Origin of the sequence: Microbacterium oleivorans (assembly GCF_023715745.1) — a bacterium.
In the GTDB taxonomy this organism is placed as follows: domain Bacteria; phylum Actinomycetota; class Actinomycetes; order Actinomycetales; family Microbacteriaceae; genus Microbacterium; species Microbacterium oleivorans_D.
This window is the reverse complement of record NZ_JAMBOV010000001.1, coordinates 257186-281662: the sequence shown is the minus strand read 5'-3', so window position 1 is coordinate 281662 and position 24477 is coordinate 257186. Positions and strand designations below refer to the sequence as shown.

Annotated in this window: 25 protein-coding genes; 14 read left to right on the top strand and 11 right to left on the bottom strand. The window is 70.1% G+C overall.

Annotated elements, in window-relative coordinates; genetic code table 11:
• Positions 1-24 precede the first annotated feature (24 nt).
• The 3 genes from M3190_RS01405 to M3190_RS01395 are packed head-to-tail and all read right to left on the bottom strand — an operon-like array spanning position 25 to position 2738.
• Positions 25-1515: an MFS transporter gene (locus M3190_RS01405; protein WP_251577568.1), complete on the bottom strand. Its 1491-nt coding sequence runs from the start codon at positions 1513-1515 to the stop codon at positions 25-27.
• The gene (locus tag M3190_RS01400; protein ID WP_251577566.1) at positions 1512-2135 is read right to left on the bottom strand and encodes a PadR family transcriptional regulator; all 624 of its coding nucleotides are present in this window, start codon (positions 2133-2135) and stop codon (positions 1512-1514) included. Before M3190_RS01400 ends, M3190_RS01405 begins: the two co-directional genes overlap by 4 nt.
• 60 nt (positions 2136-2195) lie before the next feature.
• Entirely contained in the window at positions 2196-2738 is a 543-nt protein-coding gene (locus tag M3190_RS01395; RefSeq protein WP_251577564.1) for a hypothetical protein, read from the bottom strand.
• A gap of 42 nt (positions 2739-2780) precedes the next feature.
• On the opposite strand from M3190_RS01395, the gene M3190_RS01390 reads away from it, so the two are divergent.
• From M3190_RS01390 to M3190_RS01380, 3 genes are all read left to right on the top strand, one after another.
• Positions 2781-3671, top strand: coding sequence for a phosphoribosylaminoimidazolesuccinocarboxamide synthase (locus M3190_RS01390; protein ID WP_251577562.1), 891 nt, complete (start codon positions 2781-2783; stop codon positions 3669-3671).
• A 75-nt stretch (positions 3672-3746) separates the two neighbouring features.
• Complete coding sequence (locus M3190_RS01385; RefSeq protein ID WP_251577560.1) at positions 3747-5105, top strand: uracil-xanthine permease family protein; 1359 nt, start codon at positions 3747-3749, stop codon at positions 5103-5105.
• Positions 5106-5160: 55 nt separating this feature from the next.
• The gene (locus M3190_RS01380) at positions 5161-6033 is read left to right on the top strand and encodes a VOC family protein (RefSeq protein ID WP_251577558.1); all 873 of its coding nucleotides are present in this window, start codon (positions 5161-5163) and stop codon (positions 6031-6033) included.
• A 6-nt stretch (positions 6034-6039) separates the two neighbouring features.
• Here M3190_RS01380 and M3190_RS01375 read toward each other — a convergent pair whose 3' ends face one another.
• From M3190_RS01375 to M3190_RS01355, 5 genes are all read right to left on the bottom strand, one after another.
• Positions 6040-7074 (bottom strand): LacI family DNA-binding transcriptional regulator, encoded by a 1035-nt coding sequence (locus tag M3190_RS01375; RefSeq protein ID WP_251577556.1) that lies wholly within the window; start codon positions 7072-7074, stop codon positions 6040-6042.
• On the bottom strand, positions 7071-8516 hold the full coding sequence (locus M3190_RS01370) for a GH1 family beta-glucosidase (protein ID WP_251577554.1): 1446 nt from the start codon (positions 8514-8516) through the stop codon (positions 7071-7073). Before M3190_RS01370 ends, M3190_RS01375 begins: the two co-directional genes overlap by 4 nt.
• Before the next feature lie 43 nt (positions 8517-8559).
• A complete protein-coding gene (locus M3190_RS01365) occupies positions 8560-9477 on the bottom strand; it encodes a carbohydrate ABC transporter permease (RefSeq protein WP_251577552.1) in 918 nt (305 codons plus the stop codon).
• Positions 9474-10502 carry a carbohydrate ABC transporter permease gene (locus M3190_RS01360; protein ID WP_251577550.1) on the bottom strand — a complete coding sequence of 343 codons (1029 nt, stop codon included), beginning with the start codon at positions 10500-10502 and terminating at the stop codon, positions 9474-9476. The genes M3190_RS01365 and M3190_RS01360 overlap by 4 nt, the downstream gene beginning before the upstream one ends.
• A 78-nt stretch (positions 10503-10580) precedes the next feature.
• Entirely contained in the window at positions 10581-11849 is a 1269-nt protein-coding gene (locus tag M3190_RS01355) for an ABC transporter substrate-binding protein (protein ID WP_251577548.1), read from the bottom strand.
• A gap of 226 nt (positions 11850-12075) precedes the next feature.
• Between M3190_RS01355 and purS the strand changes: the two genes are divergently transcribed.
• A complete protein-coding gene (gene purS / locus M3190_RS01350) occupies positions 12076-12321 on the top strand; it encodes a phosphoribosylformylglycinamidine synthase subunit PurS (protein WP_251577546.1) in 246 nt (81 codons plus the stop codon).
• Positions 12318-13025: a phosphoribosylformylglycinamidine synthase subunit PurQ gene (gene purQ, locus M3190_RS01345; protein WP_251577545.1), complete on the top strand. Its 708-nt coding sequence runs from the start codon at positions 12318-12320 to the stop codon at positions 13023-13025. The genes purS and purQ overlap by 4 nt, the downstream gene beginning before the upstream one ends.
• A gap of 4 nt (positions 13026-13029) precedes the next feature.
• Here purQ and M3190_RS01340 read toward each other — a convergent pair whose 3' ends face one another.
• Positions 13030-13461 (bottom strand): DUF1761 domain-containing protein, encoded by a 432-nt coding sequence (locus tag M3190_RS01340; protein WP_251577543.1) that lies wholly within the window; start codon positions 13459-13461, stop codon positions 13030-13032.
• Positions 13462-13595: 134 nt separating this feature from the next.
• On the opposite strand from M3190_RS01340, the gene M3190_RS01335 reads away from it, so the two are divergent.
• Genes M3190_RS01335 through M3190_RS01315 form a run of 5 tightly spaced genes read left to right on the top strand, consistent with a single transcriptional unit; the run spans position 13596 to position 18054 of the window.
• Entirely contained in the window at positions 13596-14675 is a 1080-nt protein-coding gene (locus M3190_RS01335) for an ABC transporter substrate-binding protein (RefSeq protein WP_251577541.1), read from the top strand.
• A gap of 1 nt (position 14676) precedes the next feature.
• The gene (locus M3190_RS01330) at positions 14677-15498 is read left to right on the top strand and encodes an ABC transporter ATP-binding protein (protein WP_251577539.1); all 822 of its coding nucleotides are present in this window, start codon (positions 14677-14679) and stop codon (positions 15496-15498) included.
• Positions 15495-16319: an ABC transporter permease gene (locus tag M3190_RS01325; protein WP_251577537.1), complete on the top strand. Its 825-nt coding sequence runs from the start codon at positions 15495-15497 to the stop codon at positions 16317-16319. Before M3190_RS01330 ends, M3190_RS01325 begins: the two co-directional genes overlap by 4 nt.
• Positions 16295-17116, top strand: coding sequence for an ABC transporter permease (locus M3190_RS01320; protein ID WP_251577535.1), 822 nt, complete (start codon positions 16295-16297; stop codon positions 17114-17116). The genes M3190_RS01325 and M3190_RS01320 overlap by 25 nt, the downstream gene beginning before the upstream one ends.
• 20 nt (positions 17117-17136) lie before the next feature.
• Complete coding sequence (locus M3190_RS01315) at positions 17137-18054, top strand: 2-hydroxyacid dehydrogenase (RefSeq protein WP_251577534.1); 918 nt, start codon at positions 17137-17139, stop codon at positions 18052-18054.
• A 9-nt stretch (positions 18055-18063) separates the two neighbouring features.
• Here the strand turns inward: M3190_RS01315 and M3190_RS01310 are convergent, their stop codons facing one another.
• Complete coding sequence (locus tag M3190_RS01310; protein WP_251577533.1) at positions 18064-18582, bottom strand: adenine phosphoribosyltransferase; 519 nt, start codon at positions 18580-18582, stop codon at positions 18064-18066.
• Positions 18583-18656: 74 nt separating this feature from the next.
• Here M3190_RS01310 and M3190_RS01305 point away from each other — a divergent pair, with 74 nt between their 5' ends.
• Genes M3190_RS01305 through M3190_RS01290 form a run of 4 tightly spaced genes read left to right on the top strand, consistent with a single transcriptional unit; the run spans position 18657 to position 23394 of the window.
• Positions 18657-20330 carry a glycoside hydrolase family 13 protein gene (locus M3190_RS01305; RefSeq protein ID WP_251577531.1) on the top strand — a complete coding sequence of 558 codons (1674 nt, stop codon included), beginning with the start codon at positions 18657-18659 and terminating at the stop codon, positions 20328-20330.
• Between the two features lies 1 nt (position 20331).
• Positions 20332-21357 (top strand): LacI family DNA-binding transcriptional regulator, encoded by a 1026-nt coding sequence (locus M3190_RS01300; protein ID WP_251577529.1) that lies wholly within the window; start codon positions 20332-20334, stop codon positions 21355-21357.
• A gap of 10 nt (positions 21358-21367) precedes the next feature.
• A complete protein-coding gene (locus tag M3190_RS01295; protein ID WP_251577527.1) occupies positions 21368-22582 on the top strand; it encodes an amidohydrolase in 1215 nt (404 codons plus the stop codon).
• The gene (locus tag M3190_RS01290; RefSeq protein WP_251577525.1) at positions 22579-23394 is read left to right on the top strand and encodes a hypothetical protein; all 816 of its coding nucleotides are present in this window, start codon (positions 22579-22581) and stop codon (positions 23392-23394) included. The genes M3190_RS01295 and M3190_RS01290 overlap by 4 nt, the downstream gene beginning before the upstream one ends.
• Here M3190_RS01290 and M3190_RS01285 read toward each other — a convergent pair.
• Positions 23388-24473 (bottom strand): VanZ family protein, encoded by a 1086-nt coding sequence (locus tag M3190_RS01285; RefSeq protein WP_251577522.1) that lies wholly within the window; start codon positions 24471-24473, stop codon positions 23388-23390. The genes M3190_RS01290 and M3190_RS01285 overlap by 7 nt on opposite strands.
• Between the last annotated feature and the right edge of the window lie 4 nt (positions 24474-24477).

Below are 24477 nucleotides of genomic sequence, written 5' to 3'. Positions count from 1 at the left end.
ACCACAGCGCCGCGCTGAGAACGGTCAGCGCTGCACGAGGTGCGCCGGGCGGCGCAGGAACAGCACGAGGACGACACCGAGGGCGATGACCGCCGCGGGCAGGATCATGGCCTGCGCCATCGCGGCCGAGAATCCCTCGGCGACGACGGGGGGCATTCCGCCTCCACCGCCGAAATCACCGCTCGCGGCGTCGCCGGCGCCGGGCAGGTTCGCCTCGAGGCGGGACTGCATGACCGCCGCGATCGCTGCGGACCCGATGACCGATCCGATCGTGCGCGTCGTGTTGTAGATGCCCGATCCGGCACCCGCCTGCTGCGGCGGCAGGTTGCGGGTGGCCGTCGTCGCGAGCGGTCCCCACATGCCCGCGTTGGCGACACCGATGACCGCCGACGGGATCAGCAGCAGCAGGACCGGCGCCTCGGTGTTCATCAGCAGGGAGTAGCCGACGAGGCCCGCGGCCATCAGCGTCAGGCCGGGGACCAGCAGCACCCGGGGGTCGACACGGTCGAGGACGCGCCCCGCGAAGGGGGCGAGCACCCCCGAGAGCACCGCCATCGGGATGAGCAGCAGAGCCGACTCGGTCGGCGTCAGCCCGCGGGCGAGCTGGGTGAAGAACGCCATCGGCAGCGCCATGCTCGTCACGGTGAAGCCGACCGCGGCGATCGCGAGGTTGGAGATCGCGAAGTTCCGGTCGCGGAAGAGCTCGAGAGGGACGAGCGGCTCGCTCTTCGTGCGGCCCTGCGTCCAGATGAAGACCGCCAGGACGACGACACCGGCGGCGATCATCGTCCACACCCACGCGGCCCAGTCGTAGTGCTCGCCCTCCTGCAGGCCGAAGACGATGAGGAACAGGGCGACCGCGCTCAGCACGACGCCGAGGATGTCGAACCGGTGCGGGTGCGTCTCGAGCTGCGGCACGAGCCGCCACGCGAGCACGAAGGCCACGACGCCCACGGGGATGTTGACGAAGAAGATCCACTCCCAGCCGAACCCGTCGACGAGCAGACCGCCCGCGAGCGGCCCGACGAGGGTCGCGACGCCGGCGGTCGCGCCCCACAGGCCCATCGCCGCGCCGCGGCGCTCGGCGGGGAAGGTGCGGGTGATGACCGCCATCGTCTGCGGCGTCATCAGCGCGGCGCCGAGACCCTGCGCGGCACGCGCGATGATCAGGGCCGCGAGCGACCCCGACAGTCCGCATGCCAGCGAGGCGAGGGTGAAGATCGCGAGACCGATCAGGTAGATGTTCTTGGGTCCGAAGCGGTCGCCGAGACGGCCGGTGACCAGCAGCGGCACGGCGTACGCCAGCAGGTAGGCAGAGGTGACCCACACGACGTTGTCGAGGTTGCCGGTCGAGGGATCGAGCGCGGCTTTGATCGCGGGGTTCGCGACGGAGACGATCGTCGTGTCGACGAGGATCATGAAGAACCCGATGACGAGCGCCCAGAGGGCGGGCCAGGGGTTCGTGGGGGCGGCGGATGCGCCCGGGGCGCGGACGGTGGACGTGCTCTCGCTCATGCGCGTGCGGCTTCTCTCTGTGCCAGATAGCGGTCGGTGGCGGGGATGTCGATGACTCCCCAGACGGTGTCGGGACGACGGATGAACTCGACCGCTTCGTCGAGCCAGGTGATGTCGGCGTCGAGGACGGCCGCCTGGCGGTGGACCTCGATGAGGAACTGGGGGTGCGATCCGTGCGCGATCGCGTGTTCGTGGGCGCTCCGGTGCGTGTCCCGGGATGCCGCGAGCAGCTCCCGGCGCTGTGCGAAGAGCGCGAGCACCTCGTCGCGGGGCAGGTTGTGCGCCTCGGTGAGGGCGATGCGGAACCGATCCGGGTCGTCGATCGACACCAGTTCGCGGCGGATCCATGAGATGAGGTCGGCGGCACCGGCATCCGTCAACGCGTACGTCGTGCGCTCAGGACGATTACCATCGCGGTCGCTCCCGACCTGGGCGATGCGGCCCTGCCGTTCGAGTCGGGCCACCGTGTGATAGATCGTGCCGTGGGTGAGGGCGATCAATCGGTCCGCGCGACGATCGCGGAGCAGGCGCACCATCTCATACGCGTGCATGTCGTCCTCGTGCAGGAGCGCGAGGAGCATGACGGCGGTCGGCGTCAGCGTCGCCGTCTTCTGCGCCATGTGTCCTCCCCGCCGCGAATTAGTCCATGTGGACTATACGCCGCTTCGTCGACACCCGGATCACTCGGCCGGACGCAGCACCGCCCACGCCCGCGCGACGTCGTCGCCGCTCATCGAGATCTGGACGCCGACCATCCGGTCGACGCGGATTCCCGTCGCCCCGCCCGGGGCGCTGCACCCCTGCGTGACCGCGATCGGCCCACTGAAGTTCACGGGCGGCTCGTCCTCTCCGACGGCCGGCGAGAGGGACAAGGTGATGGTGGCGTCCCGGGGGATGCAGTCGAACTCGAGGACGTACTCCTGGTCCCTCACCGCACTGGCCGACACGCTCACGACGGACACGGGGTCGACGCCGACCGCATCGCTCTCGAAGACGAGGCGCGATGCCTCGAGCGGGTCCTGCTCCGGGACGGCGTAGGACGGGTCCGCCGACACCTCGGGCTCAGGTGTCGGCGTCGGGGTCGAAGTCGGCGCGGGCTCCGCAGACGAGGTCGCGGACGTCGACGGCGACGGGGCGGCATCATCCACCGCGGCCGTCGAGACGCAGCCGCTAAGTCCGATCGACACCGCGAGGGCGGTCAGGGTGAGCAGTCTGCGACGCATCCCGCCACGGTACGCGGTCGGCGCGCCCGACATAATGGGCTGGTGACGGATGCCGCGATCCCCCTGCCCGGATGGACCCACGTGTACTCGGGCAAGGTCCGCGACCTCTACCGGCCCGCCGACGGCGCCGATGACGGCCGCCTCCTCGTCGTCGCGAGCGATCGCGTGAGCGCGTTCGACCACGTCCTCGAGCCGGCCATCCCGGGCAAGGGCGCCCTGCTCACCGCGCTGTCGCTGTGGTGGTTCGATCAGCTCGCCGGCGCCGACGGCGGCCGCGCGGTCGCCAACCATCTGCTGCCCGGGCAGACGCCGCCGGCCGAGACGGAGGGCCGGGGAATGGTCGTGCAGTCACTCGAGATGCTCCCGATCGAGTGCGTCGTCCGCGGCTATCTGACCGGTTCGGGATGGGTCGAATACCAGGCCGACGGCACGGTCTGCGGCATCCCGCTGCCGGCGGGCCTCGGCAACGGCGACCGTCTGCCGGAACCGATCTTCACCCCCGCCTACAAGGCCCCGCTCGGCGAGCACGACGAGAACATCTCATTCGAGCGCACCGTCGAGCTCGTCGGGGCAGAGCGCGCCGCCCAGCTGCGCGACGCCTCGCTCGAGATCTACCGGCGAGCTGCGGCCCTCGCCGAGGCGAAGGGACTGATCCTCGCCGACACGAAGTTCGAGTTCGGCCTCGACGCGGATGGCGTCCTCACCCTCGCCGATGAAGTGCTGACGAGCGATTCGTCGCGGTACTGGGATGCCGAGACCTGGCGCACCGGCGAGAGCCCCGCCGCCCGCATGGCGAGCTTCGACAAGCAGATCGTCCGCGACTGGCTGGCCGCGAACTGGGACAAGCAGGGCACGCCGCCCGTCGTCCCCGACGAGATCGTCGCGCAGACAGCGGCCAAGTACCGCGAGCTGCTCAGACGCCTCACCTCCTGACGGCGTCGCTCCCGCGCACTCAGCCGACTCCCAGGTAGCCTGACCCAGGCCACCCCTGATCTGAGGAGTACGCGCATGCCCATCTGGACCCTGCACGGCGACGGACGTCGCGTCGCCCCCGGTGCCGTCGTCACCCCCCGCGAGCGCCTCGGCTGGGGCACCACGATCGCGATCGGAGCCCAGCACGTCGTCGCGATGTTCGGCGCGACGTTCCTCGTCCCTCTGCTGACCGGGTTCCCCGTCAGCACGACACTGCTCTTCTCGGGTCTCGGGACGCTCCTGTTCCTCCTCCTGACCCGGAACCGCCTCCCCAGCTACCTCGGGTCGTCGTTCGCCTTCATCGCCCCGATCACCGCCTTCGGGCCGGGCGAGGGCCAGCCGCTCGACAGCCCCGAGCAGATAGGGCAGGCACTGGTCGGAGTGTTCATCGCGGGCATCCTGCTCGCCGGCGTCGGCTTCCTCGTGCAGGCCACCGGGACGCGCTGGCTCGAGAAGCTCATGCCGCCGGTCGTGTCGGGGGCGATCGTCGCCCTCATCGGTCTCAACCTCGCACCGGCGGCCTGGAACAACTTCAGAACCGATGCAGTGCTGGCGACGATCACGCTCGTCGCGTGCATCCTCTTCGCCGTCCTGTTCCGCGGCATCCTCGGTCGCGTGTCGATCTTCCTCGGCGTCGTCGTGGGGTACGTCGCCGCGCTGATCATGGGGCGGGTCGACTTCTCCGGTGTGGCGGCGCTCATCGAGGACGGCGCCTGGATCGGGCTGCCCGCCTTCCACCTGCCCTCGTTCGGCGACCCGGTGGCGTGGAGTCTGCTCCCCATGTTCCTGCCGGTCGTCCTCGTGCTCGTCGCCGAGAACGTCGGGCACGTGCGCGGCGTCGCCACCATGACCGCGGACCCGACGGTGAACCACCGCACCGGTCGCGCGCTCCTCGCCGACGGCCTCGCCACCACCCTCGCGGGCGCCTTCGGGGGCTCGGGGACGACGACCTACGGCGAGAACATCGGCGTCATGGCGGCCACCCGCATCTACTCCACGGCGGCGTACTGGGTGGCGGGCATCATCGCCGTCCTGCTGTCCTTCTCACCCGTCGTGGGCGCTGTGCTCTTCACGATCCCGAACGGCGTGATCGGCGGCGTGACGACCGCGCTGTACGGCCTCATCGGCGTCATCGGGATCAAGATCTGGGTCGACAACCAGGTCGACTTCTCCCGCCCGGTCAACCAGTACACGGTCGCGGTCGCCTTCGTCATCGCGATCGCGAACTTCACGATGGACCTCGGGGTCCTCCAGTTCGGCGGCATCGTCCTCGGCACCCTCGCCGCGCTCGCGATCTACCACGGCGGCAACGCCATCGCCCGGGCGCGCAAGACCGGGGCGGATGACGGGGGCCCGATCGTCCCGATCGGCCAGCTGGGCGGCGACCCGGACTGAGCTCCGGCACCGCGAGCGCGGGAACAATCACGATGCGGCGGCGTTACTCATTCACATGAATGCGCCCGGACCGGACCGACTCGCGCCCGCGACCTCGATGGGCGCGGTGACCCTCCTCGTCGGAGACCTCGACGGGATGACTCGGTTCTACCGCGACGTGGTCACCCTGACGGTGCTGAGTGCGGAGGGCGACTCGGTGACGCTCGGTCGCGCGAACCGCCCCATCGTCGTGCTCCGCGCCGAGCCGGCGCTGCGTCACGCGCCCGCCGGAGCAGCCGGCCTCTTCCACACGGCGATCCTCTTCGAATCGCAGACCGCGCTGGCGGCGGCACTGTATTCGCTCGCCCGCCACGCGCCGCAGACCTTCACAGGCAGCGCGGACCACCTCGTCAGTCAGGCCTTCTACGCCACCGACCCCGAAGGCAACGGCATCGAACTCTACTGGGACCGCGATCGCAGCGCCTGGTCCTGGACCCACGGTCGGGTCGAGATGGCGACGCTCTTCCTCGACCCGAACAGCTTCATCCGCGAGCACCTGACCGACGCCGCAGCAGACGGCGCGACCGCCGACGACGCGGCATCCGTCGGTCACGTCCACCTGTCGGTGGGGGATGTCGAGACCGCCCGCTCCTTCTACGTCGACGCGCTCGGATTCGACGTCACGGCTGAGCTCGGCGGATCGGCGCTGTTCGTGAGTGCGGGCGGCTACCACCACCACATGGCGATGAACGTCTGGAACTCGCGGGGCGCCGGACCCCGCATGCCGGCGCTCGGCCTCGGCCGCGTCGACCTCGCGCTGCCCGACGGCGACAGTCTCGGCGAACTGGGTGAACGCCTACGGCACCACGGCGTCCAGGTCGCCGACGACGGTCGCACGATGACCTTCGCCGATCCCTGGCGGAACACCCTGCACGCGACCGCCCCGTGACGCCCGTCAGGCGGACTCGCGCACGACCAGCTGCGTGTCGAGCAGGGTCTCGCGCGGCGGGTATCCGCCCGACAGGAGGGTGAGCAGGGTGTCCGCCATCACCTCGCCCTGCTCGAGCGACGGCTGACGCACCGTCGTCAGCGCGGGGGAGACAGAGGTGGCGACGGGCGAATCGTCGTACCCGACGATCGCGACGTCGTCGGGAACGCGCATGCCGGCGCGCGTCAGCTCGGTCAGGACGGCTCCCGCCATCAGATCGCTCGCGACGAACAGCCCGTCGAATCGGGCGCCCGATCGGAGGATCCGCGTGACCGCGGCAGCGCCGCCCGCGGCGGTGAAGTCGCCGTCCTCGACCGCGACGGGCGACAGGCCCGCAGCATCCAGCGCCTCGTGGAATCCGGTCAGGCGGTCGATACCGCCCGGCATCGTCGTCGGGCCCGTGACCATGGCGAGCCGGCGCCGACCCCGGTCGAGCAGATGCTGCGTCGCCACACGGCCCCCCTCGACGTTGTCGACGTCGACGTAGAAGTCGCGCTCGCGCTGCCGGACGGGGCGACCGCCGTAGACGACCGGCATCGCGGCCGCGATGCGGTCGATGAACGCGTCGCTCGTGTGGTGCGACACGATGATCGCGCCATCGACCGCTCCGCTGCGCAGGTACTCGGTCGCCTTGTCGTTCGGGTCGTCGCTCGCGATGATCAGGTTGAGGACGTAGTCGGACTTCGAGATCCGCTTGTTGATGCCGCTGACGATCGCCGCGAAGAACGGGTCGCCGAAGAAGCGGGTCGTGTCCTCGGGGACGACGAGCGCGACGGCCATCGTCGCGCGACTGGCGAGCGAACGCGCGGCCCGGTTGGGGACGTAGTTGAGCTCGTCGATCGCGCGGCGGACGGCGGCGAGGGCGCCCGGACTGACCGCGGTCGATCCGTTCACGACGCGCGAGACCGTGGAGCGGGACACCCCCGCCGCCGAGGCGACCTCTTCGATCGTCACCGGGGGGTGGAGGACATCGGACACGGTCACCTCGCGGAGTGCAGTCATTCCATCGCTCGGGCGGCGATGACCCGACGATACTCCAGGGCGCTGTCTTTGAAGGTCCGTTCCTGCGTGGCGTAATCGACCCGGATGAGACCGAAGCGCTTGTCGTATCCCCACGCCCACTCGAAGTTGTCCATGAGTGACCAGTAGAAGTAGCCGCGGACGTCGACACCGGCGTCGGCGGCATCCAGGATCGCGGCGAGGTGACCGCGCAGGAACCCGACCCGGTCCTCGTCGCGGACCCGGAGGGCGCCATCCTGTTCGACGGTCTCGTCGTCGTACGCCGCGCCGTTCTCGGTCACGAACAGCGCCGTCCCGGCATCCTTCGCGTACTCGTCCCAGACCCGCTCGAGCAGGACGGTCAGCGCCTCGGGCTGCACCTCCCAGTGCATCGCCGTCCGCGGCAGTCCGCGCTCGTACCAATGGATGTCGTGGCCCGCCGGCCAGGGCGATCCCACCGCACGGTCGGTCGGGGCGTCGCCGGGCAGCGGAGGGTCTGCGGGAGCCGTGCCGCCGACGAACTCGCCGTGGTAGTAGTTCACGCCCAGGACGTCGAGCGACTGCGAGATGGTGTCGAGGTCTCCGGGCCGGACCGCGGCCTCGAAGCGGGAGACGGCGTCGGCGTCCACTGCGCGGATGTCCGCCACGATGTCCTCGGGGTAGCTCGCCCGGAAGATCGGGTCCAGGAACCAGCGGTTGAACTGCCCGTCGATGCGCCGGGCGGCGTCGACGTCCTCGGGCCTGGCCGGATCCGCAGCCTCGGCGACGGTGAGGTTCAGCGTGATGCCCAGGTTCAGCGCCGGATCGCGCCGACGCAGCTCGTCGACGACGAGACCGTGCCCCCGCAGCAGGTGGTGGGATGCCAGCATCCCGTCGGCGATGCTGAACCGCCCCGGAGCGTGGATGCCGCCGGTGTAGCTGAGGAAGGACGAGCACCACGGCTCGTTCAGCGTCGTCCAGTCCGCGACCCGGTCACCCAGAGAGTCATGGACCGAGAGTGCGTACTCGGCGAACCGCTCGCTGGTCTCGCGCGCCGTCCACCCGCCGCGCTCCTCGAGAGCCTGCGGGAGGTCCCAGTGGTAGAGCGTGAGCCAGGGGCGGATGCCGGCGCCCAGCAGCTCGTCGACGAGACGCTCGTAGAAGTCGATGCCCTTCGCGTTCACCGGCCCGCCGTCGGGTCGCACACGCGACCACGAGGTGGAGAACCGGTAGGTGTCGAGGCCGAGCTCCTTCATCAGGGCGACGTCGCCGCGGTAGCGGTGATAGTGGTCGCACGCGACGTCGCCGTTGTCCGCGTTGATCACGGCACCGGGGACGCGGCTGAACGCATCCCAGATGGACGCGGTGCGACCGTCTTCGAACGCGGCGCCCTCGATCTGGTAGGCGGCGGTCGCGGCGCCGAAGAGGAAGCCGGTCGGGAACGGGCGGAGGGTGGGGGCGGGCACGGGGGCAGAGTACTCCTGCGAAAGGACGTTCACCGGGAGCCCGTCAGCCCTTGACCGCGCCGGCCATGATGCCGCTGACCAGCTGCCTGCCCGCGAAGACGAAAAGCAGGATCAGCGGAACCGTCGCCAGGAGCACCCCTGCGAGCACCTTGCTGTAGTCGACGAAGTAGTTCGCCTGCAGCAGCGACAACGCCACCGGCAGGGTGGGGCTCTCGCGGTCGAGCACGATGAAGGGCCAGAAGAACTGGTTCCACGCGCCGACGAAGGTGAACAGGAACAGCATGGCGGCCGCTGGCCGAGCCGCCGTGACCCCGACGGTCCAGAAGGTGCGGATCTGGCTCGCGCCGTCGACACGAGCGGCCTCGATGAGCTCGTCCGGAACCGTCTGACCGATGTACTGCGTCATCCAGAACACCCCGAAAGCGCTCGTGAGGGCGGGGATGATGATGGCGCCGATCGTGCCGGTCCAGCCGAGGTCGGCGAACAGGATGTACAGCGGCACGACACCCAGCTGCATCGGGACGGCCATGGTGGCCACCACGAACGCGAGCAGCACCTTGCTGCCGCGGAACCGCAGCTTCGCGAAGGCCCACCCGGCGAGGGTCGAGAAGACGACGACGGATGCCGCGATCAGAGTCGAGCTGAGGACCGAGTTCCAGAGGGCGAGCCAGAAGTTGACGGCCGGGTCGTTCACGACCGACAGCGCGTTGGTGACGAAGTTCGCACCGGGGATCCACGACATCTGGGGGTCGTTGATCGTGAACTGGTCGCCGGATCCGATCAGGAACGACCAGTAGTAGGGGAAGATCGCCGAGACGGCGACGACGCCCAGCCCGACATAGACCCAGAAGCCGGCGCGGACGCCCCGGATGCGGGTGGTCCGCTCCCCGCGCCGACGTCGCGCGGCGTTCGGGATGTTCTCCTCGACGATGGCCAGGGGCGGTTCGCTGACGGTGGTCATCGCGCGGTGTCCTTTCGTGCGCGTCGCGGCATCTTGACGCCGCGGCCGCCCTCGTCCCGGACGAGACGGCGGGTGATGAGGAGGTTCAGGAGGCCGATCACCACGATGATGATGAAGAGGATCCAGGCGAGCGCCGCGGCGCGGCCGAAATTGAACTCGCCCCAGCCGATGTTGTAGAGGTACAGCGTGATCGTCAGCCACTGCTGCGCGGGACCGCCTTCGCCCGTGTTGTCGAACATCCGCGGCTCGTCGAAGATCTGCAGGCCGCCGATCGTCGAGGTGATGATGACGAAGATCAGCGTCGGACGCAGCGACGGCAGCGTGATGCTGAAGAACTGACGGAACGCCCCGGCACCGTCGACGGTCGCCGCCTCGTAGTACTCGCGGGGGACGGCCTGCATCGCGGCGAGCAGGATCAGGGCGTTGTAGCCGGTCCAGCGGAAGTTCACCATCGTGGCGATCGCGACGTGGCTCCAGAACGGGTCCTTGTGCCAGGCGATGGGGTCGAGCCCGACGGCGCTCAGGGCGTTGTTCACGAGTCCGTGGACGTCGCCGAACATGTTGCTGAAGATGAGGGCGACGGCGACGGGGGCCATCACGAAGGGCAGCAGGACGCTCATGCGCCAGAAGGTCTTGGCCCGGATGTTGCGATCGAGCATCGCCGCGATGAAGACGGCCAGGATCAGCTGCGGCACCGTCGAGAGCAGGAAGATGCTGAAGGTGTTGCGCAGCGCGACCCAGAACTTCGGGTCGTTAAGGATCCACGTGTACTGCTCGAACCCGACGAAGGTGCCGGAGTTGCGGATCAGGTCCCACTCCTGGAACGAGATGACCGCGGTGAAGGCGATCGGGAACAGGCCGACGATCGCGAAGAGGATGAAGAAGGGCGAGATGTAGAGGTACGGCGAGACCTTGACGTCCCACCGGCTCAGGCGCTGCCGGAACGAGAGCACACGGACTGGGCGATCCGCGGGCGCGGGCCGATCCTCCAGCGGGGTCCGGGGGCGGATGTCTGTGGTCGTCACGTGTCGTCTCCGTTGTCGGCGTGGATGGTGGGGAGACCGGCCGCTGCAGGGACGGCCGGCCTCCCGGTCAGGGACGGGTCAGAAGGCCTCGACCTCGGCCACCCAGGTGTCCCAGGCGGCGGACTCGGATTCCGAGCCGTCGAAGACGCGGTTGACCGCGTTCTGGAGCGCGTCGTGGTACTTGAAGTAGTTCGCGCTCTTGTAGGGCTGCACGGTGACCGCCTCGGCGCGGTCGGCGCCGATCTCGCCGGTCTTGGCGCCGCCGAAGTAGTCGTTGACGTATGCCGTCAGATCGGCGTTCTCGTACGCCTCGACCTGGCTGGGGAACGCGCCGACGTTGAGGAAGGCCTCGACCTGCTGCTCGGGAGCCGACAGCCAGTCCGCGAGCTTCTGAGCCTCGGCCACGTTCTTGCCGTTGGCGGGGATCGTCAGGTACGACCCGCCCCAGTTGCCGCCGCCGTTCGGGAACACGTTCGCGATCTTCCAGTTCGCCTGGTCGGGCGCGTAGCCGGAGATGATGCCCTGCATCCACCCGGGGCACAGCACCGTCGCGAAGTCGTCCCCCTGGAAGGAGGCCACCCAGTCGTCGCCCCACTGCGCCGAGTAGGCCGCGTTGGGGACGGCGCGCTCGACGACGCTCTTGTACGCGTCGGCGATCTCGGGGTTCGAGGTCGCGATGACGGTGCCGTCGGGCTCGTCGTAGGTGTACTCGATCTGGTTCACGATGCCCTGCAGGACCGAGTTCGCCGAGTCGATCATCGCCTTGCCAGAACCCTCGCGGTACTGGTCGGCGACGTCGAAGTAGTTGTCCCAGTCGCCGTCGAACAGCGCCTCGACCTCGGCCGGCTCGGACGGCAGGCCGGCCGCCTCGAAGAGGTCCGCGCGATAGCAGATCGCCTGCGGGCCAATGTCCGTGCCGTAGCCGATGAGGTTGCCGTCGGCGTCCGTCGCCGCCGCTTCCTTCCAGTCGAGCCAGCGTCCCTTGAGGTCGTCGGGCACCGGCGCGAGCAGGTCCGAGTACTGCATGGCCTCGGACAGCCAGTCGACCTCGACGGCCTCGATGTCGGCGAGTCCGCCCTTGCCGAGCTTCTGGAAGAAGTTCTTGCGGGCGTCGCCCGACTCGGCCGCCTTGTTGTGGACGATCGTGACGTTCGGGTTCTCGTCCTCGTACTTCTGGAGGAACTCGTCGGTGTAGCCGAAGTTGTTGAAGGTGGCGATGGTCAGCGTGACCTTCTCGCCGCTGTTCGCGGCAGGCTCGCCGCCACCGGCACAACCGGCGAGGACGATGGCGGACGTCGACGCGACGGCGGCGAGGACGCCGACGCGTCGCAGGGCGCGTGAGTTCACAGGACACTCCTTTGTGGTGTGGTGAGAGCGAGGTGGTGCACGATTTGGGAGCGCTCTCAGGGGTTGCGTGAGACGCTATGGGATCGCTCCCACGAGTGTCAAGAGAGCGCTCCCAGCGCGCGGGTCACGGTTTGGTCACGAGCCCGCGCCGGGAGACGCGACGGCGGCGCGCTGCGGGCTCTAGACTGGTCGCGCACCCCTGCCCGCGACATCCCGGAGCTTTCTGATGCCCACCATCGTCGTCGACGTCATGCCCAAGGCCGAGCTCCTGGACCCGCAGGGGAAGGCCGTCGCCGGCGCGCTGCAGCGACTCGGGCACGCCGGATTCGGCGACGTCCGCATCGGCAAGCGGTTCGAGCTGACGGTCGAGAGCGCCGATGAGCAGACCCTCGCCGCGGTCACGACGATCGCCGAGGAGATCCTGTCGAACTCGGTCATCGAGGACGTCGTGGGCATCGAGGTCGTCGAGTGACCGTCCGCATCGGCGTCATCACCTTCCCCGGCTCGCTCGACGACGGCGACGCGCGCCGAGCCGTCCGACTCGCCGGCGCCGAGCCCGTTGCGCTCTGGCACGGGTCGCACGACCTCGAGGGCGTCGACGCCCTCGTCCTGCCGGGCGGCTTCAGCTACGGCGACTACCTGCGTGCCGGCGCGATCGCCGCGCTCGCGCCGATCATGTCCGAAGTGAAGGATGCCGCCGCCAAGGGCATGCCCGTCCTCGGCATCTGCAACGGCTTCCAGATGCTCGTCGAGGCGCATCTGCTGCCCGGTGGCCTGATCCGCAACGCGCACCAGCAGTTCATCCGCCGCGACCAGCGCCTGACCGTCGAGAACGCCGACACGGCGTGGACGAGCGAGTTCCGCCGCGGCCAAGAGATCGTCATCCCGCTGAAGAACGCCGACGGCGGGTACATCGCCTCCGACGAGACCCTCAAGCGGGTCGAGGGCGAAGGCCTCGTCGCCTTCCGCTACGCGGGCGTCAACCCGAACGGCTCGATGGACGACATCGCCGGACTCACCAACGAGCACGGGAACGTCGTGGGACTCATGCCCCACCCCGAGCACGCGATCGAGCCCGGTTTCGGCCCCGACACCGCCGCTGCCATGCGGTCGGGAGTCGACGGTCTGCGCTTCTTCACCGCCGCGGTCTCGGCGGTCGTGCACACCGCCGCCTGATACCTCAGACGGTTCCGGCGGGGGGCCACAGGCCGATGATCACGGCCATCACCACCGCGACGGTCAGCTCGTAGCCGATCGTGATCACCGTGAGCGACGACGGCCGTCCCTCGAAGCCGTCGTGCGTGATGACCCGCGCGGCGGTGAACCCCGCCCAGAGCAGCACCGCCGTCACGATCGCCGCCCACAGGTACGACCCCGAGTAGAAGTGCCAGGCGATCGTCGTGGCGCCCGCCAGCACCCAGGCCGTCGCGAAGGTGACCGCCGTCGAGACACCGATCGCGATGGCGGCGGACCCCTTCGGGCGATCGGTCACCACGCGAGCCAGGCGCGCCCATCGCGGACCGAAGGTCTTCGGGCCGTACCAGACCGCACCGACCACCGTGCCCGCGACGGTGGCGAGGATGACGCTCCAGTAGTTGATCTCGGGAACCATGGGGACCTCCTGACGGCGACGGTCGATGTGAGGCGACAGTAGCGCCACAAGGGCGAAACGATGCGGAAATACGGCGGGTCTAGCGTCGGACACGCACCCTCGCATGTCACCCGCAGCATGATCAAGGAGTCCCCTTGCGCCGTCTCGCCCCCCTCGCCGCCCTCGCCGCAGCGGCCACCCTCGTCCTCGCCGGATGCGCCTCCGGCGGTGCACCGGCATCCTCCGGCGGATCGGAGGACCATGGCGAGATCAGCGTCCAGTACTCCTGGATCAAGAACGAGGAGTTCGCCGGCGAGTTCTACGCCTACGAGAAGGGCTACTACGAGGACGCCGGCTTCTCCGACGTCGTCGGCATCTCCGGTCCCGACACCGGCGTCGCGAAGCTCCTCTCCGGCACCGTGCAGGTCGCGCTGAGCGATGCGGCATCCGTCGGCGCGGCCGTCGCCGAGCAGGACGCACCCCTGAAGATCATCGGCGCCACGTTCCAGAAGAACCCCTTCACGATCCTGTCGCTCGCCGACGGCGCGAACATCCAGACGCCGCAGGACCTGGTCGGCAAGAAGATCGGCGTACAGGACTCGAACGCCTCGGTGTTCGCGGCCCTGCTCAACGCCAACGACATCGACCCTGCCGACGTCGAGGTGGTCCCGGTCGACTTCAACCCCACCCCCGTCATGAACGGCGAGGTCGACGGCTTCATGGCGTACCTGACGAACGAGGCCCTCACGGTCGAGCTCGCCGGCTACGACGTGACCAACCTCGCGTACGCCGAGAACGGCGTCCCCTACGTCGCCGAGACCTTCACGGTCACCGACCAGTACCTCGCCGAGAACAAGGAGCTGCTGAAGGACTTCCTCACCGCCGAGATCAAGGGATGGACGCACGTCTTCCAGGAGCCGGTGGAGGACACCGTCTCGCTCGTCGAGAAGTACTACAACCAGGCAGCCGAGGAGTCCGAGGACGGCCTGGAGTCGGTCTTCGGGGCGCTCGACCCCGAGAAGACGACGAAGGGCATCGAGGCGCAGAACCTGCTGATCTCGACCGACGAGACCGAGGCGAACGGCCTGTTCACGATCTCCGACGACCTGCAGCAGCAGACCGTGGACTCGCTCGCGGCTGCGGGCTGGGACGTCAGCGTCGAGGACCTCTTCGACACGACGATCATCGACGAGATCTACGCCGACGACGCCGAACTCAAGGATTACCTGCCCTGACATGACCAGCACCAACGTCGCGGATGCCGGTGCCCTCGCGGGTACCGGCATCCGCATCGACGGTCTCGCGAAGACCTTCCACACCGGTCGTGGCCGCACCGTCGAGGCCCTCTCCGACACCCATCTGCACACGGATCAGGGATCGTTCCTGTCACTGCTCGGACCCTCGGGATGCGGCAAGTCCACGATCCTGCGCATCCTGGCCGACCTCGAGCAGCCCACGAGCGGCGAGGTGCGTGTCGACGGCAAGACTCCCGCGCAGCTGCGGCGCGACCACGACCTCGGGATCGCTTTCCAGGATCACGCGCTGCTGCCCTGGCGGAGCGTGCTCGCGAACATCCGTCTGCCGTTCGAGGTGGCCGGCCGTACACCGGACCGCGACTACATCGACGAGCTCATCGGGCTCGTGGGCCTGCGCGGCTTCGAGAAGGCCAAGCCCGCGCAGCTGTCGGGCGGGATGCGTCAGCGCGTGTCGATCGCCCGGGCCCTGAGTCTCAAGCCGTCGGTGCTGCTGCTCGACGAGCCGTTCGGGGCCCTCGACGACATGACCCGGCAGAACCTGAACCTCGAGCTGCTCCGTATCTGGACGGAGAAGCCCGCGACGACGCTCATGGTGACACACGGCATCTCCGAGGCCATCTTCCTCTCCGACCGCGTCGCCGTGATGTCGCCGCGACCGGGTCGGATCACCGAGGTCATCGAGGTCGACCTCCCGCGCCCTCGCCTGCCCGAGATGCAGCGGACTCCCGAGTTCCACGCGCTTGTGGACCGGGCATCCGATCTGCTCTTCACGGGCGACGGCCGCGCGGCCGCAGAGTCATGACGAGCGCTCCCGCCGCGCGCCGCGGACGCCGCGCACCGCGCGGGACCGCCGCCGTCGTGGGGGTCGTCGCCCTGCTCGGCGCGTGGTGGCTGTTCTCCGCGACCGCGTTCGTCCCGGCACCGGGGACCACGTTCACCCCGGTACCCGACCCGTGGACCGTGTTCGCGACGATCGCCTCCGACGGGTTGCCCGCCTACTGGCCGGTGTTCCAGGTGACGATCTCCGAAGCCCTTCTCGGGTTCGCGTGGGGCAACGCGATCGCCCTGCTCCTCGCCTCGGTCGTCCTGCTCGTCCCGAAGGCCGAGACCGTCGTGACGCAGATCGCCGTGGTCAGCTACTGCCTGCCGGTCGTCGCCGTCGGCGGCATCGCCGTCGTGGTCCTGCCGGTCGCGAAGCGCGCGGGCGACCTGAGCGCCACGGCGGTCTTCCTCGCCGCCCTCGCCGTCTTCTTCACCACCGTCGTCGGCGCGCTCGTCGGGTTCAAGGCCGCCGACCGTGCCTCGCTCGACGTCGTCCGCGTCTACGGCGGCTCGCGCCTGACGCAGTTGCGCAAGGTGCGCCTGATCGCCGCGGCCCCGGCGATCCTCAACGCCCTCCAGATCGCGGTGCCGACGGCATTCCTCGGGGCGATCCTCGGCGAATACATGGGCTCGATCGACCAGGGCGTCGGGATCACCCTCATCAAGCTGCAGGGCGACCTCGACTCGCCCCGGGTCTGGGCGGTGTTCCTGCTGACCGCGCTCGTCGCTCTCCTCGGCTATGCGCTGCTGGGACTCCTGTCGCGGATCGTGACCCCGTGGGTCGCCGGAGCCCGCTCGTGAAGGGCGGCGGCCGCGCGCTGGGCCGTTCCAGTGCGAACGCGGCGCTGACGCTCGTCATCGTCGTCGCCGCCTGGTGGGCGGTGGTCTCCTTCACCGGGATCTCCCCGTACATCGCCAAGGGTCCCGTCGACGTGTGGGAGTTCCTGTTCACGGACGAGGATGCCGCGGCCCACCGCGACGCCCTCGGCCCGCTCGTGCGGCAGACCCTCGGCGACGCCGCGCTCGGCTTCGTGACCGGAATGGCGGCCGCCCTCGTCCTGGCCATCGTCTTCTCGCTCTCCCGTGCCGTCGAAGCGGGCGTGATGCCGCTCGCGCTGCTGCTTCGCAGCATCCCGCTCGTCGCCATCGCCCCGGTCATCATCCTCATCACGGGACGCGGCACCCCGGCATCCGTCGCCGTCATCGGCAGCATCGTCGTGCTGTTCCCCGCGCTCGCCTCGATCCTGTTCGGTCTGTCGCGTGCGTCGCAGCAGAGCCTCGACCTCGTCCGCGTCTACGGCGGCGGCCGATGGATGCAGCTGCGCAAGGTCGACGTGCCGGGTGCGCTGCCCTCGCTGTTCGCCGCGGCGCGAGTGTCGGTCCCCGGCGCAGTGACGGGTGCATTGCTGGCCGAGTGGCTGTCGACCGGAACGGGCATCGGCGGGGCGATCCAGAAGCTCACAGCGCAGGCGCGGTTCGACGACCTCTGGGCATCGGTCGCGATCATCACCCTCGTGACGCTCGTGCTCTACAACCTCGTGCAGATCGTCGAGAACGTCGTCCTCGCCCGGATGGGCATGGCGACGACGGTCGAGTGACCCGGCGGTAGCCTCGGGGCATGGCTTCCATCAGCGTCAGCGTGCCCACCGACCGTCTCGCCGAGGACCTCGCCGACATCGACGGCGCGGACGTGTTCGTCTGGAAGATGGATGCCGCCTCCCCCCGCCCGCGCATCGACATCGTGGTCCCGCCGTACATGGCCTCCGGCAGCCCCCTCCCCTGGCTCGAGGGCATCGAGGTCGGACTCGTCCAGGGTCAGTCGATCGGCTACGAGGGAATCGAGGAGCGCCTGCCCGCCGGTGTGCTGTTCGCCAACGCGACGACGGTGCACGAGACGTCCACGGCCGAGCTCGCCATTGCGCTGACACTGACGGCGCAGCGGGGCATCGACCGCTTCGTCCGCGCACAGGACGCCCGCGAGTGGCGCCCGTTCCAGGCGACCGGACTCGCCGACCGCCGCGTGCTCGTCCTCGGCTACGGCGGCGTCGGCAAGGCCGTCGCCGCGCGACTCGCGCCCTTCGAGGTCGACCTCGTCGCGGTCGCCTCGACCGCCCGCGACGAGGACGGGGTGCACGTCCACGCGGCCGAGGAGCTCCCCGAGCTCCTTCCGAGCGTCGACATCGTCATCGCGACTCTGCCCGGGGGTGCGGCGACGCGGCACATCGTCGACGACGCGTTCCTGACGGCGCTTCCCGAAGCCGCTCTCATCGTGAACGTCGGTCGCGGGTCGCTCATCGACACGGACGCCCTCGTCGCCCACGTGCGCACCCGTGGCATCCGTGCGGCACTGGACGTCACCGATCCGGAGCCGCTTCCCGCCGACCACCCGCTCTGGACGCTCGACGGCGTAATCATCGCCCCGCACGTCGGCGGCGCGACCGATGCGATGCACCCGCGGGTCGTTCGTCTGCTCCGCCGCCAGATCGGTCATCTGCTGGCGGGCGAGGAGCCGGAGAACGTCGTCATCCGGACGTGAGCGCCCCGCTCAGACGGTGAAGACGCTGTGGACGTCGCCGCAGACCGCGCGTCCCTGCAGCGCGGTCAGCTCCATGAGCACCGACGTGCCGGCGATCGTGTAGCCGAGCTGCTCGAGAAGCTGCTGACCGGCACGCAGCGTGCCGCCGGTGGCGAGGACGTCGTCGACGAGGAGGACGCGGGCGCCGGCGGCGAGGTCGTCCGTCATCTCGATCGTCGCGCTGCCGTACTCGAGGTCGTAGCTGACCGATCCCGCCGGACGCGGCAGTTTGCCGGCCTTGCGGATCGGCGCGAGTCCCGTCCCCGACGCGACCGCGATCGCGCCGGCGAGCAGGAAGCCGCGCGCCTCGACACCGGCGACCACGTCGAACGTGCCGAGGAACGGCTCGGCCATCGCCATCGCGATCGTGCGGAGGGCTGCGGCATCCGCCAGCAACGGCGAGATGTCCCGGAACAGGATGCCGGGCTCGGGGAAGTCGGGGATCGTCGCGATGAGCGATTCGGCTCGGGCGAGGGCGTCGGGATTCACTGGGTCGAGGGTACTCGCCTCACCCGATCAGCGCGGGCACCGAGTGCGCAAGCGCTTGCGCTAGGCTGACGCGCATGACTTCGACCCCCGTCTCCACCGTCACCTCGACGCTGGCCCCCATCGGCGAGAGCCGCCCCGGCGCCGAGTGGTGGCGCACCGCCGTGATCTACCAGATCTACCCCCGCTCCTTCGCCGACGCCTCGGGCGACGGCATCGGCGACCTGCCCGGCATCACGTCGCACCTCGACGACCTCGCCTCGCTCGGCGTCGACGCCGTCTGGCTGAGCCCGTTCTTCACGTCTCCGCAGAAGGATGCCGGTTACGACGTCGCCGACTACCGGGACGTCGACCCGCTCTTCGGCACGCTGGCCGACTTCGACGACATGCTCGAGGCGGCGCACGCCCGCGGCATCCGGGTCATCATCGATCTCGTCCCCAACCACTCCTCGGACAAGCACGTCTGGTTCCAGCAGGCCCTCGCAGCCGAACCCGGCAGCCCCGAGCGCGCGCGCTACATGTTCCGCGACGGCCAGGGCGAGAACGGCGAGCTGCCTCCCAACAACTGGGAGTCCGTGTTCGGCGGCCCGGCGTGGAGCCGTGTGCCGGACGGTCAGTGGTACCTGCACCTCTTCGACTCGTCGCAGCCCGACTTCGACTGGGACAACTCCGAGGTGCGCGGCGAGTTCGAGGCGACGCTGCGCTTCTGGCTCGACCGCGGTGTCGACGGCTTCCGCGTCGATGTGGCGCACGGCCTCATCAAGGCTGACGGCCTGCCCGACTACACCCCGCCGGCCGAGGCGGACTCGATGGGCGGCGCCGAGCCGGTCCCCTACTGGGGTCAGGACGGCGTGCACGAGGTGTGGCGGGAATGGCACCGCGTGCTCGACGAGTACGAGGGCGATCGCGCCCTGTGCGCCGAGGCGTGGCTGCCGACGGTCGACGAGACCGCGAAGTGGGTGCGCTCCGACGAGATGCACCAGGCCTTCAACTTCCCCTACGCGATGAGCGAGTGGGATGCCGCGCAGCTCCGCGAGGTCATCAGCGAGTCCCTGCGCGCTTTCCCCGCCGTGGGCGCCCCGGCGACGTGGGTGCTCTCGAACCACGATGTCATCCGCCACGCGACCCGCCTCGCGATGCCCGGTCACCCGCAGGGTCACGGTGTCGGGCCGAAGACCCCCGGAAAGCCCGACGCCGCCGCAGGCCTGCGCCGTGCCCGCGCCGCGACGGCGCTGATGCTCGCGCTGCCCGGCTCCTCCTACCTGTACCAGGGCGAGGAGCTCGGTCTCCCGGAGGCTATGGAACTCCCCGACGACGTCCGGCAGGACCCGACCTGGTTCCGCACCGACGGCGAGCGCTACGGCCGCGACGGATGCCGGGTGCCGCTGCCCTGGACCGCCGACGAGGGCGCCTTCGGCTTCAGCCCGACGGGCGAGAGCTGGCTGCCGCAACCGGCCGAGTGGAACGCGCTCGCCCGCGACGTGCAGGAGGACCAGCCGGAGTCGACGCTCTGGCTCTACCGCACGCTGCTCGCCACCCGCCGCGCTCACGAGCTCGGCTCGGGCGAGCTCGAGTGGCTGGACGAGTACGGCGACGACGTCGTCGCGTTCCGCAACGGCGATGTCACCGTCGTGGCGAACGTCGGGTCGACACCCGTCGCCCTGCCGGAGGGCACACTGCTCGTCGAGAGCGACGCGTTCCTCGGCCGCGACCTGCCCGCCGACACCACGGTGTGGATCGCCGCGGACTGACGTGACGGGCATCGACGACGTCGCCCGCGTCGCAGGCGTGTCGGCGGCGACCGTCTCGCGCGCGCTGAGCGGGCGCGGGCGCATCTCGGATGCGACCCGCGCCCGTGTGCGCGCCGCCGCGGCCGATCTCGGGTACGTCGTCTCGGCGGCGGCATCGGCTCTGGCCACAGGACACGCGGCGAACATCGGCGTCGTGGTGCCGCTGCTCGACCGATGGTTCTTCGCCAACGTGCTCGACGGGATCGCGAGTCGGCTCACCCCGCACGGGTACGACATGACGCTCTACAGCATGAGCGCGGACCGCTCGCAGCGCGACGGGGTCCTCGACGTCTCGCTGCGCCGCGGACGCGTGGACGGGCTGATCGTCCTCTCGCTCACCCTCGCCGACGACGAGGTGGACCGCCTGCTGGCGCTGGATCTGCCCGTCGTGGGGCTCGGGTCCACGAGCCCGCGCCTCCCGGCGCTGCGCGTCGACGACGTCGCCGTCGCGCGCCTCGCCACCGAGCACCTGCTCGGCCTCGGGCACCGGCGCATCGCGCACATCGGGGCCGGGTACCCCGGGGATCCGGGCCTCGACATCCCCTCCCTGCGTCGCCACGGTTTCATGGCGGCGATGGCGGATGCCGGCATCGCCGACGCTGCCTTCGCGCCGGGCGACTTCACGATCGACGCCGGATACCGCGCGACACACAAACTCCTGCAGAGCGCGGCACCGCCGACGGCGATCTTCGCGGCATCCGACGAGCTCGCGTTCGGTGCGCTCTTCGCCGCGCGCGACCAGGGTCTCGACGTCCCCGGGGATCTGTCGGTGGTCGGCGTCGACGGTCACGAGATGGGCGACTTCTTCGGGCTGACGACGATCGCCCAGTTCCCGCACGAGCAGGGCGAGCGGGCCGCCGACGCCGTCCTGGCCGCGGTCGACGGTCGCACCGAGCTCGGTGAGCTGGCGTTCCGCCTGGTCGAACGCACCTCGACGAGCGCTCCGCATGGAGGACTCACGGAGGTACCGGGCGCTCCCGCGCCGTAGGCTCGTGGGCATGCCTCTCGATCTCGAAGCGATTTACACCGATCTGCACCGGCATCCGGAACTGTCGTTCCAGGAGACCCGGACAGCCGGCGTCATCACGCGCGAGCTCGCGGCGCTCGGCCTCGAGTACGAGGAGGGCGTCGGCCGCACGGGTGTCGTCACCGTCGTCCGCAGCGGCGACGGCCCGGTCGTCTGGCTCCGTGCCGACATGGACGGTCTGCCGGTGGCCGAGCAGACCGGTCTCCCCTATGCGAGCACCGCTCGCGGCGTCGACCCCGCCGGCCAGGATGTGCCGGTCATGCACGCCTGCGGTCACGACATGCACGTCACCGCACTGCTGGGCGCGCTCGAGAAGCTGCAGGAGACGCGGGGGGAGTGGTCCGGCACCGTCGTCGCCGTCTTCCAGCCCGCCGAGGAGTACGGCGCCGGCGCCCAGGCCATGATCGCCGACGGCGTCTTCGACCGGTACCCGAAGCCGGACATCGTCCTCGGTCAGCACCTCACCCCGTTGCCGGCCGGCACGATCGGCGTGCGGCCGGGGACCCAGATGGCGGCATCGGACGGCATCACCGTCACCCTGCACGGTCGCGGCGGGCACGGCTCGCGCCCCCACTCGACGATCGACCCCGTCGTGATGGCGGCGGCCACCGTCATGCGCCTGCAGACGATCGTCTCCCGCGAGGTTGACCCGCGCGAGATGGCCGTCGTCACCGTCGGCGCGATCCACGCGGGGCTGAAGAACAACATCATCCCCGCCGAGGCGACCCTCGAGCTGAGCCTGCGCTACCCGAACGACGAGGCGCGGGCCGACATCCTCGCCCGCGTCGAGCGGGTCATCCGCGCGGAGGCCGCGGCATCGGGCGCGGAGCAGGAGCCGACCATCGCGACGCTCCACTCCCTGCCGCCGACGATCAACGATGAGGATGCGACGGCTCGTCTGACGGCCGCGCTCGACCGCGCGTTCGGCGAGGGCACGGTCGTCGATCCCGGCATGTTCACCGGCAGCGAGGACGTCTCGTGGTTCGCTCGCGAGTCCGGCGCCCCGCTCGTCTACTGGTTCTGGGGCGGTGTCGACCCGCAGCAGTACGCGGATGCCGCCGCTGCGGGCACGATCTCGCGCGACATCCCGACGAACCACTCCCCCTACTTCGCCCCCGTGCTGCACCCGACCATCGAGCGCGGCGTCGACGCCCTGACCGTCGCCGCGCGGGAGTTCCTCTCGTGAGCAACGACGACTGGCTGCCCTTCGCCCCCCTCGACCCGCAGGAGCACCGCGAGCCGGAGCGCCCCGAGAACCCGAACCGGGTCCCGATGATCCTGGGCGCGATCGCGGGCGTGCTGCTGGTCGCCGTGATCGTCGTCGTGAGCGCATACCTGCTCCGCGCGACGGAGCCCACGACGGCCGCGCCGCCCGCCGAGAGCTCCGCCGCCGCGCCGCAGCCGGCGCCGTCGACGCCGCAGGAGCAGCCGCAGCCCTCGGCGACGCCGACCGAGGAGCCTCCGGCGGCAGCGTCGACGATCGCGGTGAACGGCTCGGGCTTCACGATCACGACGGCGGACGGTGAGTTCACGCATCAGTGGGCGGATGACGCGGCCCCCGCGATCGCCGCGCTCACCGAGGCGTTCGGCACTGCTCCTGAAGAGGACTTCGTCAACGGCGACGCCGAGAACTGGGCCTACGACATCTACGTCTGGCCGGGCTTCCGCATGTACGACGTCTTCCTCGGCGACGGCGGTCGGTCGCGCAGCGAGGTGCCGGCCCCGACCTGGGTGACCGTCAGCGCGGGTCTGCCGGCCGACGTGCAGGTCACCAACGAGTTCGGCGTCACGGTCGGTCAGTCGATCGATCAGGCGCGCAGCAAGGGTCCCTTCGACGAGTTCGCGCTCACGAACGGACGCCTGCGCCTGACCTACGGCGAAGGCCGCGGCACGTTCTACAACAATGGCGAGCGCGTCTTCAGCGCCTTCGTCGAGTCGGACGAGTCCACGCAGAAGGTCGCGACGATCACCTACACGTTCCGCGCCCGCGGTCAGTGATCCTCGGCGTGCGTCACGTCCCCCGGTGAGACGCGCGCACGCGCGTCGATCAGCTGACGCCCCGTCACGAGCCCCGGGAGGCCGCGGCCGGAGCGCGTGGTGAACACGAGCACGAACGATACGAGCGCGAACAGCCCGGCGAGCGCGCCGCCATCGCCGAAGGACAGACCGAGCAGCAGGTACCCGCCGATGCCGCCGACGAACCGCAGCAGCCGCGCCACCCACTCCGGCTGACGCCCGCCCTCGTAGCGCAGCTCGACCGCCAGGTCGCCGATCGTGCGACCGGTGGCCAGGACCACGGTCGACCAGAGCAGGATCGGGGTCCATCCCGCGGCGATGTCGGCGATCGCAGCGTCGGCGACGAGGTCTTCACGACGCAGCGCGAACTGCAGGAAGAGCTGGACGACGGTGCCCGCTGCGCCCCCGACGATCGTGGCGCCGAGGAGGTCGCACACAGCGGCGAGCAGACGGCGCCCCCGCGTCACCGGGCGTGGGGCACCGGCATCCGCTGCTCTGCCGAGCCCGCGCAAGCGCGTCGGGACGAGCAGGCCGGCGACGGAGCCGATCACGGCGCCCAGGGTGTTGGTGGTCAGGTCGCCGACGTCGAAGAGGCGGTAACCGCAGGGGTAGAGGCCCCAGACCCCGGTGAGCTGCGTCAGCTCGATCAGGAGCGACAGACTCAGGCCCGCCGACAGCGCGACGAACACACCTCGCCGGGTCACGACCCGGAGGAGGAAGCCGAGGGGCACGAACAGCAGGACGTTGAAGACGACCTGCAGCAGCCGGACGTCGGTGAGGGCGGCGCCGTCGGCGAATGCGCCCACGACATCGTCGACGGTGGGTCCGAGCGAGAGCACGGCGCCCGCGCAGCGGTAGTCGTCGGAGGCGGGCAGCGGCAGCAGCGTGTAGGTCCACAGCGCCATGAAGTAGACGAGGGATGCCGCCCAGAAGCCCAGTCGGCCGAGGGTCAAACGTCCGCGCCGCCGGTAGCTGATCGCGACGATGGGGACGAACAGCAGGAGCCCGACGACGGCCCCGAAGAGGACGGCCACCACCGCGGGGAAGATCTGGCCGGTCACCCCT